Annotated in this window: 17 protein-coding genes; 7 read left to right on the top strand and 10 right to left on the bottom strand. The window is 51.5% G+C overall.

Annotated elements, in window-relative coordinates; all coding sequences use genetic code 11:
* Positions 1-175: 175 nt before the first annotated feature.
* Positions 176-532 (bottom strand): helix-turn-helix transcriptional regulator, encoded by a 357-nt coding sequence (locus DWY95_RS16515; RefSeq protein ID WP_002584957.1) that lies wholly within the window; start codon positions 530-532, stop codon positions 176-178.
* 398 nt (positions 533-930) lie between these two features.
* Here DWY95_RS16515 and DWY95_RS16510 point away from each other — a divergent pair, with 398 nt between their 5' ends.
* The 7 genes from DWY95_RS16510 to DWY95_RS16475 all read left to right on the top strand — a co-directional run bounded on the left by DWY95_RS16510 (position 931) and on the right by DWY95_RS16475 (position 6,314).
* Positions 931-1,116 carry a cysteine-rich KTR domain-containing protein gene (locus DWY95_RS16510; protein WP_003431289.1) on the top strand — a complete coding sequence of 62 codons (186 nt, stop codon included), beginning with the start codon at positions 931-933 and terminating at the stop codon, positions 1,114-1,116.
* Positions 1,117-1,132: 16 nt separating this feature from the next.
* Positions 1,133-2,116: a 23S rRNA (adenine(2503)-C(2))-methyltransferase RlmN gene (rlmN, locus tag DWY95_RS16505; protein WP_002584956.1), complete on the top strand. Its 984-nt coding sequence runs from the start codon at positions 1,133-1,135 to the stop codon at positions 2,114-2,116.
* A 473-nt stretch (positions 2,117-2,589) separates the two neighbouring features.
* Positions 2,590-3,027 (top strand): sigma-70 family RNA polymerase sigma factor, encoded by a 438-nt coding sequence (locus DWY95_RS16500; RefSeq protein ID WP_002604474.1) that lies wholly within the window; start codon positions 2,590-2,592, stop codon positions 3,025-3,027.
* Positions 3,011-3,253, top strand: a complete 243-nt coding sequence (locus DWY95_RS16495; protein WP_002604473.1) for a helix-turn-helix domain-containing protein — start codon at positions 3,011-3,013, stop codon at positions 3,251-3,253. Before DWY95_RS16500 ends, DWY95_RS16495 begins: the two co-directional genes overlap by 17 nt.
* Before the next feature lie 452 nt (positions 3,254-3,705).
* The gene (locus DWY95_RS16485; RefSeq protein ID WP_118554316.1) at positions 3,706-3,885 is read left to right on the top strand and encodes a hypothetical protein; all 180 of its coding nucleotides are present in this window, start codon (positions 3,706-3,708) and stop codon (positions 3,883-3,885) included.
* Positions 3,886-3,983: 98 nt separating this feature from the next.
* Entirely contained in the window at positions 3,984-5,693 is a 1,710-nt protein-coding gene (locus DWY95_RS16480; RefSeq protein ID WP_118554315.1) for a recombinase family protein, read from the top strand.
* A 372-nt stretch (positions 5,694-6,065) separates the two neighbouring features.
* Positions 6,066-6,314, top strand: coding sequence for a DUF6061 family protein (locus tag DWY95_RS16475; RefSeq protein ID WP_118554314.1), 249 nt, complete (start codon positions 6,066-6,068; stop codon positions 6,312-6,314).
* 220 nt (positions 6,315-6,534) lie between these two features.
* Here the strand turns inward: DWY95_RS16475 and DWY95_RS16470 are convergent, their stop codons facing one another.
* The 9 genes from DWY95_RS16470 to DWY95_RS16430 form a co-directional block, all read right to left on the bottom strand.
* The gene (locus DWY95_RS16470) at positions 6,535-7,428 is read right to left on the bottom strand and encodes a YitT family protein (RefSeq protein ID WP_118554313.1); all 894 of its coding nucleotides are present in this window, start codon (positions 7,426-7,428) and stop codon (positions 6,535-6,537) included.
* Between the two features lies 1 nt (position 7,429).
* Positions 7,430-8,056: an HAD family phosphatase gene (locus tag DWY95_RS16465; RefSeq protein WP_118554312.1), complete on the bottom strand. Its 627-nt coding sequence runs from the start codon at positions 8,054-8,056 to the stop codon at positions 7,430-7,432.
* Positions 8,057-8,137: 81 nt separating this feature from the next.
* Entirely contained in the window at positions 8,138-9,121 is a 984-nt protein-coding gene (locus tag DWY95_RS16460) for an SIS domain-containing protein (protein WP_015565013.1), read from the bottom strand.
* A gap of 86 nt (positions 9,122-9,207) precedes the next feature.
* Entirely contained in the window at positions 9,208-10,044 is an 837-nt protein-coding gene (locus DWY95_RS16455; protein ID WP_118554311.1) for a PTS system mannose/fructose/sorbose family transporter subunit IID, read from the bottom strand.
* Positions 10,045-10,059: 15 nt separating this feature from the next.
* Positions 10,060-10,869 carry a PTS sugar transporter subunit IIC gene (locus DWY95_RS16450; protein ID WP_097769856.1) on the bottom strand — a complete coding sequence of 270 codons (810 nt, stop codon included), beginning with the start codon at positions 10,867-10,869 and terminating at the stop codon, positions 10,060-10,062.
* 31 nt (positions 10,870-10,900) lie between these two features.
* Positions 10,901-11,368, bottom strand: a complete 468-nt coding sequence (locus tag DWY95_RS16445) for a PTS sugar transporter subunit IIB (protein WP_055186625.1) — start codon at positions 11,366-11,368, stop codon at positions 10,901-10,903.
* Complete coding sequence (locus tag DWY95_RS16440; RefSeq protein WP_158577583.1) at positions 11,365-11,793, bottom strand: PTS fructose transporter subunit IIA; 429 nt, start codon at positions 11,791-11,793, stop codon at positions 11,365-11,367. Before DWY95_RS16440 ends, DWY95_RS16445 begins: the two co-directional genes overlap by 4 nt.
* Before the next feature lie 260 nt (positions 11,794-12,053).
* Positions 12,054-12,782: a GntR family transcriptional regulator gene (locus DWY95_RS16435; RefSeq protein ID WP_097769858.1), complete on the bottom strand. Its 729-nt coding sequence runs from the start codon at positions 12,780-12,782 to the stop codon at positions 12,054-12,056.
* Between the two features lie 435 nt (positions 12,783-13,217).
* Positions 13,218-14,039: helix-turn-helix transcriptional regulator (locus DWY95_RS16430; RefSeq protein ID WP_243082881.1), on the bottom strand; the 822-nt coding region annotated here is incomplete at its 5' end.

The raw sequence follows: 14,039 nt of genomic DNA, 5'->3' as shown, positions 1-14,039 counted from the left end.
CTGGGGTACTCCCCAGCAAGCATTTCTGCCGGGAGTGGCTACACTCCCTATGCTTGCTATCTACTCCATACCCCCACCGAAAGGCGGTATTTGTTGCGCGTTCCTTTGATTTTGGACGCAAAAAAAGATTGCAGCCGCCATGCGCTGCAATCTCCCGATTTCTCATATTGTGAGGTTAATCCTCTGCTTTTTCGACTTCCGTTATCTCCCTTGCTGTTGCGGTTACAATCCGTATGCCTTTATCGCTCATACCGTCCAGCAGCGCGTCAAGCTGCCGCCGCCCGGTGGATTTCTCCGCATTGCTGTTCGGGAAGAAAAATTGATCTACCGAAATATGATACCGGGTTACAAGGTCATAGAATACCTGTAAACTCGGCTGTTGTCCCTTGTTCTCGATATTCGCAAGGTAGCGCGGGGAAATATATAACTCGTCGCTTACCTTTTTGCGGCTCTCGCCGTATTCATTTCTCGCGGCTTTTATAGCTGCCCCGAAAGCCTTAAAGTCGTACAATGGTACGGGTCTTTTTGCCATTTTCATTCACCCTGTTACATTTTACAGTTCACCTTTCTTTTTGGATATGTCCACACAATTCATATCATTAGGTTAAATACTTCCTGTTGTGTATTGACAGTAGACTGATTTTCTGATAAAATAAAATTTATGTAAAAGGAGGCGGCGTTTATGTTGCATAGCATGCATATTAGATAAGCATTGAAAAAAAGGATTTTCCCATTTTCAACATGGGCTTTTTTGTCATGCTTATTTTGCGGATGCTATACAAAAAACTAACGACGTATAGATATAGTATAGACATAGTGCAAGCTATGCCTTAGTTTTGTTGTACTGCTCTGTGCATTATAAATGCAGGTCAATGCTCATGTTGAGGATTGACCTGCATTTTTTTGTGTAAAAAGGACGAGTGAAATATAATGCTTAAAAAATATTGGATAAAATGTCCGATTTGTAACGGAAAGACGAGAGTTCAAGTATTTCATAATACTGTATTAAAAGATTTTCCTCTTTTCTGCCCTAAATGCAAATTGACGCATATCATTGATGTAGAAAAATTAGAGATTGTAATCAAAAATACAGAAAAACAAACTTTTATTATTTAGAAGAAAGGATATAAAAATGAAACGTTTACCTAAATATACGCCTGCGGAAGTACGGAATGATCCATACGGATTTACTTACAAAGAAATGTCGGAAGTTATTGGCGAGAATGAAGCAAAAGCCTTATATGAAGAATTATATAAGCAATTACCACGCAAAAAAAATCTATCAATGTTGGTAAAAAATATTTGCAAAAGCAGTGATACTGAAAAGTATGTTTACGAACTGAAAGACAACAAATACATTGAAACGGTTTTTATCAAGCGGCGAGATGGTGGAACTGTTTGCGTGAGCACACAAGTCGGTTGTCCTGTTGGTTGTATTTTTTGTGAGTCCGGGCGAAATGGCTTTGTTCGTAATCTAACATCGTCAGAAATCGTACAACAGATTATATTGTTGCGTCGAAAAGTAAACCGTATCGTTTTTATGGGTATGGGAGAGCCTTTATTCAATTATGACAACTTGATAAAAGCAATCCATATTCTCCGAGATAGATATGGGCTCAACTTTCCAACCGACGGCATTACCATATCAACAGTTGGTCCGGTCGATCAATTAAAAAAATTGCGCGAGGAACATCTTAAAATTCAGTTGACAATATCTTTACACGCAGCAACACAATCTGCAAGAAATCGTATTATTCCTCACATGCGCATATATGCTATTGAAGATGTTGTTAAGCAAGCCTTATCCTATTCTGAAAGGCATAATCGCAAAATTGTCTTTGCGTATTTGCTTTTACCGGGTATAAATGACCGGCCCTCAGATGTAAGACAACTTGCAAAATGGTTTCGGGGCAAAAAAGTTATGATTAACGTGTTACAATACAACCCAACAAGCAATTCAAGAATTAAAGCACCACAGAAACGGGAAATAGTTGCATTCAAACATCAATTAGAGCAAGCAGGACTTGAAGTTACTATGAGAGTTTCTCATGGCAGAGAGATTAACGCGGCTTGTGGACAGTTAGCTAACACATATAATAAATTCAAAAAAAAATGATTAAAAGTGCCAGACGCATAGACGCAGAGCCGATAACGCATTAGGTCAAAAAACCTATGTGTTATCGGCTTTTTTATTTAATATTGCGCAAAAGCCGCTGTTCCCTATTATAGAATGGATTGCGGGTAGTGTATTAAAGTCGCCCTTTTTTAAGGATACGGCGGTATCGGGGAGGTATCGCCGTGTCCATTTTTATTTACTGTAACCCGCCTAATGCTTTGCGGTCAAAAAAAGCTATGCTCCGCAAGCGGGATATTCCGGCTATGAATGTGAACTGTCAATACATTTAGCTACTGCTTACATTTCCTTTGCGCCCGTCCGCGTCTTGCGGACGGGCGCATTTTGCTTTTTTCAACTTTTTTCTGAAAAGCGCACTCAAGAGCCATCTCCCGAACGGGTACGGAGCGAAAGGGGCAGAGAGGACAAGCCCTTAACTCCCGTCCTCTACTCCACGCGGGAAGGAGGTGAACTCTATGGAGCTATCTTCTTCCGACAAGGAAAGAATACAACATCAGTACGACGCATTAGCAAAGAAAACTTTGGTCGGCGAAGCGAAAAGCCACCGCCGCACTCTTGCGAAACGCGCAGCACGCGAAGTTACTTTTTCGGATTTGAGCGAAAGCGAACTCGCGCAGCTTTTCACAACGGACGAATACGAAAGCGATTATTTCCGTTTTCAAGTGTCCGGCTTTGATGTACTCGTCAAAAATGAACTGCTTGCCGAAGCCCTTAACGCTTTGCCCGAAAGGAAACGCGACATTATCCTTTTGTCCTACTTCTTGGATATGAGCGACGCGGAAATTGGCGAACTGCTGAATGTTGTACGCACGACGGTTTTCCGGCACAGGAAATCCGCGCTTGCGAAAATCAAACAGTATTTGGAGGGAAAAGCAGATGATGAATACCGTTAGGAAGTCTGAAAATCTGTTGCCGTTCCCTGTCATTTCCGCAGCGGCAAACGGCGACACAACCGCCATGTGCGCGATCTTGAAGCACTACGAGGGTTACATAGCGAAACTTTGTACCCGCACGCTGAAAGACGACGCGGGCAATACCTATTCCTATGTGGACGAGGAAATGCGTAACAGGCTGCAAGTGCGCCTTATTACCCGCACCCTTGCTTTTCATGTAGGATAATCTTTTAGCCCATGCGGGGAGCGTGTCCCCTTTCCACGCTTCCCGTTATGGGCTATTTGTCGTTCCGTAAAAGCATATCGGAAACGGTATGCTTTTACAGGCTGACAAAGCCTTATTGTTCCTTGATAAAGAAAGCCCGCAAGATAACGGCGGTGCATCATAGGGCAAACGGATACGTTGCTGTCTGTATCGAGCCGGACGGCGGGTGCGCCATGATGCTTTTCTCTGAAAAGTGGAGCGATCATCACCACGCCGCAATGCAAGCGCGGCTACTTGCGGGCCATGACATACCGACAGGCTGATACTCCCTTACCGTCAAAGTCCGAGCGTTCAGAGCGTCGCAGGCAATGAGTAGGGCTGCATGAGGAATGCAGGGGTGAGATTCCCGTGGGCTGCTGCCAGCAGCCGTCCGTTGGCTCATTTTATGATTTTTAAGAAAGGGGATTTTTACGATGCAAGCGAAAAAGACAAACCCTGAAAAAACAAAAAATCCAGAGATGCTTACTCTGGATTCGACTTATCGTATTGGCAATCGCTCCTTTATCGTTGAGCCGGTGTTCAAAGAAGAAAGTTCCCAGACCTTAGGAGAAGTTCTTCTCCGGCTGATGAAATCCGAAAGCAAAAAATTATAATGACCTTTCGGGAGGCAGCGGACAGAGAAAGCGGATTGTGTTATAATATAGGTGTACAAGCGAATTTGCTATTCGACTGTCCCAAGAAAGGAGCGAGTATGAAACAGTCGAGTAACAAGAAATCCCGTGAAGCAACCGCTTTTCTCTATGAGCGTCTTTCCCGTGATGATAATTTGGAGGGCGAGAGTTACAGCATCGGCAACCAAAAGAAACTGCTCACCAAAGTTGCAAAGGAAAAAGGCTATACCAATCTGGTTCACTTTCTGGATGATGGCATTTCCGGCGTGACCATGAACCGTCCCGGTTTCGTTGAAATGATGCAGCAACTTGAACAAGGAAAAGCCGCCGCTGTGTTCGTCAAAGACCTTTCCCGTCTGGGCCGAAACTATATTGAGGTCGGACGGCTGACAGAAGAATTTTTCCCGGACCATGACATCCGACTTGTTGCCGTTTCGGACAACATCGACACGGCCGAGGGAGAAAACGAACTGGCACCCATCCGAAACCTGTTCAATGAGTGGTATGCCCGCGACATCAGCAAGAAACGCCGTATCAGTAATAAAATCAAAGGCAACTCCGGCGAACCGATGGGACTTCCTCCCTATGGGTATATCAAGGACCCGAACAATCCCAAGCATTGGGTCATTGATGAAGAAGCTGCACAAGTTGTCCGGCGCATTTTTGATATGACGTTGGAGGGCTTTGGCACAGATCAGATTGCCACCCAGTTTGAAAAGGAAGGCATCCTGACGCCGCAGGCCTACTGGATTCAGAAAGGCATCGGCCGTCCCGGAAAGACCAAGACGCGCCCCGCCACCAAGTGGAATGGCTCCACGATTACCCATCTTCTGTACCAGCAGGAGTATTGTGGTGATGTTCTGAACTTCAAAACCTACTCCAAGTCCTACAAGAATAAGAAGCGGATTCATAACGACCCGGAAAATTGGGTAGTGTTCCAAAATGTTCACGAACCCATTATTGAACGTGCCGTGTTTGAACAGGTACAGCAGAAGCGCGGAAAAATGCGCAAACGTCGTACCAGCAACGGAGAACACAATATGTTCTCTGGCTTACTTGTCTGCGCAGACTGCGGCTGCAATCTGCATTTTCACTTCAATCAGGGCAACCCGGAAATCAAGTATTTCAACTGCTCCAACTACAAGGGTAACCGTGGCACCTGCCAATCCACCCACTACATCAGGGTAGACTTTCTGGAAGAAGTGGTGCTGGGCGAGATTCGGCGGCTGACCAAGTTTGCCAGCCTCTACGAGGACGACTTTCTGAAAGCTGTTATCGGGCACTCCCAGCAGGCGGACGAAGCCGACCGCAAGCTGAAAGAGAAAGAGTTGAAAGCACTCCTTGCCCGTGATGAAGAACTGGACGGCCTCTTTGAGCGCATCTATGAGGACAATGTTTCCGGCAAGATCTCTGATGAACGCTTTTCCAGAATGTCCCGGAGATATGAGGACGAGCAAAAGGAGCTGACCGAGAAAATCAAACAGCTCCGCTCCGAAATCGAAAAGCAGAGCAGCCGAACTATGACAACGGATATGTTTATCAGTCTGGTTCGCAAGTACACCAGAGCAAAAAAGCTGACACCCCGGATGCTGAATGAACTGGTGGAAAAAATCGAAGTGTTCAATGCAGAAAAGGTCAACGGTGTATGGGAGCAGCGGCTCCGCATTCACTACAACTGCGTGGGCACCATCGAGATTCCAAGCGCACTTCCTTTGCCGACACCCGATGTGTCGGTGAATACAAGAAAAGGCGTAGTTGTGAACTACGCCCATTGTGATGTCGCTATTTAGCAAACAAAAAATGACGAATGCTCTTTAACAGCTAAATGCTGTAAGAACATTCGTCATGGTGCGATGGAAGGGACTCGAACCCCCGGCCTACTGATTCGTAGCGCACGCCGGGCGATTCCCTCAATTTTTGGAAGTTACGTTTTATCGTTAATTGTTTACGATACATCGCAGATTTTTAGCTTCGAGTTTCTGCACTCTTTGTCCGATTTTGCAACGATTTGCACCCTTTGCACGTTTTGAAACCGTGCAAAAACCGTGCAGAAACCGTGCACTTACTCTCAGATAAATGAAAAATCGACTTATCTGACAACGACTTGACGGCATTGGTTCGAGTGACCACACACCAAAAATCAAGTCTTGGAGGATACTATTATGACAAAATTGCTTTCCTGTCGCTACAACATGGACACCAACCGGGTGGAAGCCCGGTTCGAGGATGGCACCACCGTTGCCATCGACTGCATCGCCGTGGAGGACGAGTACGGCAACACTCCGGCACAGCGGGCAGAACTGGACTGGCTGCTCTATAACAAGCCCTTGGAGTATACCCGGCTTGTGCTGAGAGGGGAGATGGGGCACTATTTGTCGCTTGGGTGTGACCACGGCAGGCTGGAGGATTGAGCCTTAGAAAACGCGCGGCAAAAAAGCTAATCGCGCGGCGCGCGTTTTTCAGCGTAAATTCAGCGTAAACCATGCCAAGTCAGCGTATTTTCAGCGTAAACCATGCCAAGTCAGCGTAAATTCAGCGCAAATTCAAGAAGTCAGCGTAAATAACCATTTACCATATATAATGATGCCCGCCCACTGTGGAAAAGCCACAGTGGGCGGGCATTCTGCGTTTTCAGATGGACTGGAATCCCTTGCCGATGATCTCGCTGGAGTTGACAATGGTCAGAAAGGCCTCCGGGTCCTCCCGGCGCAGGAAATCCCGCAGCAGCCCTGCCTGCCGCCGGGTCAGCGCCACCATGATCATGGTACGGGGCTCGCCGGTGTACACGCCGGTGGCGTCCTGCTGGGTCGCTGTGCGTCCCAGTGTTTCCGTAACGAAACGCCGGATGGGCTCCGGCCTTGAGGTGATGACCGTACACACCTTGCGGAGGTTCAGGCTCTCGATGGCGGTATCCACGATGGTGCTGCGCCCGATGAGTCCCAGCACGCAGTACATCCCGGTCTGCGGGCCGTAGAGGTAAGCCGCAAACAGCACCGTGCCGATATCGCTGAGCAGCAGCGCCCTGCCGATCTCCACCTTGATGTACTTGTGCAGGATCATGGCCACGATCTCGGTTCCGCCGGTGGATGCCCCGATGTTGAACACAATGCCGCTGGCAATGGCAGGCAGCGCCACCGCAAAGCACAGCTCCAGCAGGGTATCATCCGTCAAAGGCTGCGACACGGGAAACAGCTTTTCGCACATACTGGAATAAAAACTGAGCATGAAGGAGGAGTACAGCGTCCAGCCCATAGTCTTTATGCCCAGAAAGACGCAGCCAAGCACATCCAGCACCGCATTGGTGATCCACATAAAGGTGCTGACGCTCAGAGCCGGAAAGCAGGTGGCCAGCACGACGGAAAGGCCGGTAGTGCCGCCAAATACAAAGTGGTTGGGCGCACAGTAAAAGTTCAGTGCTACTGCATAGATGATAAGTCCCAGATTCAGCAGCAGAAAAAAGCGTGCGCCGCTCCACAGCTGTGCTGGGCTCAGGTTTTTGCGCAGGCCGTTCTTGATCGCTTCCATCTCAGTCCAGATGCTCCTTTACATCCATCAGCCGGGTGATGATGCAGTCTGCGGCGGACTGATCCAGCGGCTCGCCGTGGCGGGGCTTCAGTGCCAGCACCTTCAGGCCTGCCGCCTTTGCGGAGGCGATGCCCGTGGGAGAATCCTCCACCGCAATGGCCTTGTCTGCCGTCAGCCCCAGTGCCTTCAGTGCCTTGAGGTAGATGTCCGGCGCAGGCTTATGGGCGGCACAGTCCTCGCCGCTGAAGGCGAAATCCACCATCGCTTTCAGCCCACCCTCCGTGAGCATCTTCATGATATCCGGCGCTGCGCTGGAGGACGCCACCGCCACCTTCAGCCCCCGGCTGCGCAGCGCATTCATCAGCGGCTCTGCCTGCGGGTCGGTAAGCTTGCCGTAGGGGGTGGGGCGAGCCTTGCGGTATTCCCGATAAGCCATCAGCATCTCCTGACGGCGCACAGGGTCGTTGGGGACAATGGCTTCCCAGATGGCTTTTTCGTTGGAGCCGATGAAGTTGCCCTCCGGGATGGGGATGCCGTTTTCCAGCAGAAAGTTTTTACGGCGGTTCTCGTAGTAATATTCCGTATCCGCCAGCACCCCATCCATATCAAAAATCACTGCTTCAATCATTCTTCATTTCCCTCTTCATCAAAAAGGGGGAGGGGCAAGCCCCTCCCCCCAAGCATGGGTCTATTGATTCCGGTTAACCGCTTAGTACTCCAGCTTCCACATATAGCGGCGCAGGGTCAGCGGATGCTGACGGACGTAGGACAGCTCCTCAGCATAGACGCGGAACACAGCGGTGTGCATCAGCGGGTTGAAGTAGGTGATGACGCTGCTGTCCACAGCATTGCCCAGACCGTAATCCTTTGCATCCACAACGGTGGTCAGAGCATCGAAGCGGTGCAGGAAGGTCAGTGCGCGGGCATCCACGGGACGGGTCTTGCCGTCGTTCATCAGCAGGATGAAGGGCACGTCCTTGTCCACGATCTCGAAGGGGCCGTGGAAGAACTCGCCGCTGTGGAAGGAGCCGGAGTTGACCCACTGCATCTCCATCATCAGGCAGATGGAGGTGGAGTAAGCGACCTCCATGGAAGCGCCGCTGGACATGACGTAGACGACGGGAGCGTCCTTGTACTTCTCAGCGAACTCCTTGGCAGACTTGCGGGCAGAGTTGGCAGCGTTCTCGGCAGCCTCGAACACGTTGGTCAGGCCCTCGATCATCTTGTCGTACTTGTCGAAGCCTTCCACCTGCTGCAGAATCTCCACAGCCAGTGCCAGAACGTAGCCCATCTTTTCCAGCTTGGCAGCGTAGTTGGCCTCAAAGCCGTGAACGATGGTGTAGTCAGCTTCCTTGGTCAGGGCAGAACCGGCAGCGTGGGTAACGCTGACAACGGTTGCACCGGCGGCCTTTGCCACGCTGTTGGCCTTGACGGTCTCAGGGGTGCTGCCGCCCAGAGAAGCGGTGATGACCACGGTGGTGTCGCCCAGCCAATCGGGGGTATCGTAGTTGAACTCGTTGGCGGTGTAGTGTGCCACGCGCAGCTTCTTGCTGCAGTTTGCCAGGAAGTACTTTGCGGGGTACAGCTCTGCCTTGGAAGCGCCGCAGCCAACAAAGGCCACGTTCTCCACGTTGTGCTTTGCCACGATGTCTGCCACGATGGACTTGACGTTTGCCAGATCAATGTTATACATAATGCAATCCTCCAAATTATTTTCCTATTGTTCTGATGAATCACAAATTACAGGCGTACGGATATCTATGTAAGCCGGAGTCCCGGTTACACCAACAGACCAAGGGCGTTGATGGCAACACCGCCCACGATGCAGATGACCAGCAGCCAGCCGGTCTTGACCTTTTTGCGGATCAGGGTGTACATCAGCATCACGATGCCAAGGTTCAGAAGATTCGGCAGAATGCTGTTCAGCACATCCTGCAGCACCAGACCGGTGCTTGCGAAGGTGATGGGGGTGGTCAGACCCACCATGCTTGCCACCATGGCACCAATGACCATCAGGCCTACGATGCCACAGACGTACATCAGCTTGTCCATCATGCCGCCGTTGAGCTTGGTCAGGTACTTGCTGCCCATGGTGTAGCCCAGCTTACCGGCAAACCATGTAATCAGCACCGAGGGGACGATGGAGATGATCATAGCCAGAATGGGGCCCAGAACGCTGCCCTGCTGTGCCAGAGAGATGCCCAGACCAAAAGCGATCAGGCGGACAGTGCCCTGGAAGAAGGAGTCGCCCACACCGGACAGGGGGCCCATCAGCGAGGTCTTGACGGCGTTGATGGTCTCCGGGTTGAAGTTCTCACGGTCGGCGGCGTACTGCTCTTCCATGGAGGCAGCCAGACCCAGCGTAAAGGCACTGGTCTGCGGGGTGCAGTTGTAGAACGCCATCTCGCGCTCGTAGGCTTCCTTTTTGTGCGCCAGCTGCTCGGGGTCGTTCTCATCGGGGTACAGCTCGTCCAGCGTGGGAGCGATGCCGTACAAAAAGCCCATGTTCATCTGACGTTCGTAGTTCCAGGAGGCCTGAATGTTCAGGGAGCGCCACATGAACTGGAAGTATTTCTTGAAGTCGCTGCGCTTTGCAGTCTTGGTTGCGTTGCTCATTTCAGCTTCCTCCTATCAAAGATCGTCGTCATCTTCCAGCGGGTCGTAGTCCGGGTTGGTAGCAGCTGCACCGGCAGCGGCTGCGGCAGGTGCGCCCTTGCCATACTTCAGGCCGGTCAGGATCACAGCCAGAATTGCGGCGAAGATGGCCACAGCGGTGATATCCAGACCCAGGTAGCCCACAAAGAAGAAGCCCAGCAGGAAGTAGACGGTCAGGTCGCGGTTGAGCATGGTGGACAGCAGCAGGGCAATACCGTAAGCGGTAAGGAACTTACTGCCGAGGTTCAGGCCATCGGTCAGCCATGCGGGGATGAAAGCCACGATCTTCTGCACCAGATCCGTGCCGAAGTAGACGGACAGGAAGATGGGGATGAAGTACATCAGGCTATACAGCACTGTGCCCCAGACGATGTGCATGCTCCATGCCTTGCGGAACTTGCCTTCTGCAATGGCGTGGTCGGCAACGTGGGTCAGGTTGGACAGGATGGTGCGCATCAGCACGCCCAGCATCTGGCCCAGAACAGCGATGGGGATGGCCAGCGCCAGTGCAGTCTCGGCAGAAGCATCGGTCAGGATGGCAAAAGCTGCGCAGATGATGGCAGCCATGTTCATGTCCGGGGGTGCTGCTGCGCCGATGTTCACGATGCCAAGGCTCATCAGCTCGATGGATGCGCCAAGGGTCAGGCCGGTCTGCAGATCACCCAGCAGCGCACCGACGATGGTGCAGGTGATGAGCGGACGCTCGAAGTTCATGCGGCCCAGAATGCGCGAGTCCAGAATACAGAACACGCCAACCAGACCCAGAAGCAGTGCGGTAACAAACATGGGTCAATTCCTCCTTCTTATCTCCTTACGATCAGGTGTGATCGATGGGTACTACCTTAAAGGTGGGGGTCTGCTGGCTGTAGATCTTAATGCCCATATCCAGCAGCTTCTGGGTGTCGGCCTGCTCCTCCGGGGTCAGGAACACCGACTGATCAAAGGCCTTGGAGCCGGGCTTGTTGGCCACAGCGCCGTAGTTGATCTCTTTGATCTTGGGGTATGCCTGACAGAACTTGAGCAGGGCAGCGGTGTTGCCGAAGATCATCATGATCTTCTCGTCCAGCTGCTCCACCTTGGGCATCTTGGCGATGGCCTTATCCACCGTAAAGATGTTCACCCGGACACCGGCGGGCTTGCTCAGCAGCAGGGCGGACTTTTTCATCTCGTCGTTGGCGGCGTCATCGTCCACCACGATGATGCGCTGTGCGCCCACATGGCCGGTCCACGAGAATACCACCTGACCGTGCAGCAGGCGGTAGTCCAGACGTACTAATTTGATCATAGGTCATCCTCCTCATCTTGGGCTGCGTTTTTCAGCAGCAGGTTACAATCAATGATCTGCGCCTTGGCATCTGCAATGCACTCGGCCAGTTCGTCCTGTGTCAGGGCTTCGTCGTTGGAAGCAAGGGTCAGCACCAGAGAAGCGTTCATGCCGCAGATCAGGTGCACAGCCGGATACTCCGGCAGCAGGGTCAGCATCTCGTTGTTCACGCTGCCGCCCATCACATCGGTCACGATGTACACAGCATCCTCTGCTGCAAAGCCGTCCAGCAGCCGGCGTGCCGCCACCGTGATCGGCTCGGTCTCATCCCGCAGGGTGGCAAGGGCATAAAGGTTCGGCAACTCGCCAAGGATCATCTGCACGGTGTCCTTCATTCCGGCAGACAGCCCTCCGTGCGAAGCAAGAATGATTCGGTTCATACGCATCCACGACCTTTCTTGTGGTTCCTTCATCTCTTCGGCGTCTGTATCGTCCCATTCGTTATAGACGTCATAATCGTCATGTACATAGTACCACATTTTGCACAGACGTCAAGAGGTTTTTCTAAAAAAATCTTTACTTTGGTAAAGTGCACAAAGCACTTCCCCTATATTTTAGCAGTTTCACCAATAACCTTCCGTAGAACGATAAAAAGAGCGTCTTTTCCGCACGGAAAAGACGCTCTTTTTAGGGAATTGATCGGTGCTTAAAACTCAAACATATACCGGCTTCCAATGTAATACTGCCGCCCGATGCACAGCGGGTGGTCATATTGGTCATGGAAGTAGGCGTTCAGATACAGCAGCGGCTCGCCCAGCGAAAGGTTGAGCAGCTGTGCCTGTTCTGCCGAAGCCCGTACCGCCTCGATACGCTGGCAGGAGGTCGTCGCAGGGCGCAGCCCGGAGATGCGCTCAATGGTGTCAAACATGGAAACATCATTGAGGTTCTCGCTCATCAGGTTCTTATAAGGCTCGTAGGGCAGGAACAGGTTCTCCAGAAAAACCGGCTGACCATCGGCGGTGCGCAGACGCTGGATATAGATGAGCAAGGCTTCCGGGCCTACATGGAAGAAGGCTTCCTCATCCTTACGCACCGGCACGATCTGACGGTTCAGCAGCCGGGCACCCGGCACCATACCGTTTTCTTTGCAGGTCTCCGTAAAACTGGCAGCATTTCTGCCGCTGGTAAACTTGCGATGGATGCGGGGCTTACTGACAAAGGTGCCGCGCCCCTGCATTTTGACCAGATACCCTTCGGCGCACAGCTCTTCCACCGCACGGCGCACCGTGATGCGGCTGACAGAGTATTCTGCACTCAGTTCCGGCTCCGGGGGGATCTTCTCATTGGTTTTGTATTTGCCGCTCTCGATCGCGGCACGAATGTCATCCTTTACCTGCTGGTAAAGCGGGACGACAGCACTATCATTGATCGCCATGAAATACCTCACTCTCAAATTGAGTATATCGTTATAAACATTATATTCATCTTATGGCTATGATAGTGCATATTCTGCGAATTGTCAAGTAAAACTTGCGGTTCATTTTTTGTGCGAGATGACGGACGTGCCGCGCTGCGCAGGGCACCTCATTTTCCAGTGCCCTGCCGGGAAGATTCCAAAGAGCGGCGGAACGCTCGTTGGCACACGACTTTGCTTGCAAAGTCTAGTGTGTTACACCTTGGTTCCGGCTGATGCGGAAAAGGGGCTGCGAGCAAATGCGGCAAGCACCTGTTCTGCGGCAGAGGGATGCGCGGATGGGCATGGCAGTTGACGGTCTTTGCCCACCCAGCACAGGCTTGCAGAGGAACCAATGGTGTACGTTCTCCCGTCCTGCCGCAGCAGCGTTTCTCCTATAAGGCGCAGGGCAAATGATCAACGTCTGTGCTTCCCCCGCATCCCTGCCTTTGTGCGGTGCTTCAACATGGAGGATTTGTTGAACACCCGCAGCAGGGTCATCTGTTCTTCTTTTGTCAGCTTGGAATAGTCGATGCCGATCTGTCCCATCAGGACATTCATCTTCTTTTCCAACGGAGAACCTTCAAACTTCTGCGCATTTTCAAGCTGCTTTTTTGCTTGCTCGATTGCTGCACCGTCCGATGTAGTTTTATCGGTTCCATGTGCCGCTTTGATCTGCTTTAAGATCGCAGCCAGCTCATCATAGAGGATCCGCCCGAAATACTCGTCCTCGTTGATCTGCGCCGCTTTCAGTGTCCGCATGGTCAGGTCCTCTGTATCGGCATGGTATCGCTTTTCCAGCTCCTGTCGGGTAGCTTCTACCATGGCATTCATGTCCCGGATGCGGTCACTGACCAGCCCGTCCACACAGATCTCAAGGTCGGTCATCCACCGGGCAAAATCGGGATGTTCCAGAAGCTCGCACAGCAGCCGATGATTGAATTTTCCATTCCTTAATACGTCCACTGCGCCATCGCTCAGATGCAAGTCCGAAAGGACTGCATCTGGGCGTTTTTTGTTTTCCGTCACGCCCAACAGGTAGTCCGTGGTCACGCCATAGAACTCAGCCAGCGTTGTCACCGCATAAATGCTGAGGTCGGTCACATCGTCGCTCTCATATTTCGACAGTGCCGATTTGGACAGCCCCGTCTGCTCTGCCAGCGTTTCCAGCTTCAGATTTCGCTCCACACGCAGGTCTTTGAGCCGTTCTCCCAGTGTCAGCTTGATGTTCATGGTCGC

This window comes from Faecalibacterium sp. AF28-13AC (genome assembly GCF_003478405.1).
In the GTDB taxonomy this organism is placed as follows: Bacteria; Bacillota; Clostridia; order Oscillospirales; family Ruminococcaceae; genus Faecalibacterium; species Faecalibacterium prausnitzii_E.
This window is presented reverse-complemented; position numbering and strand designations above follow the sequence as displayed.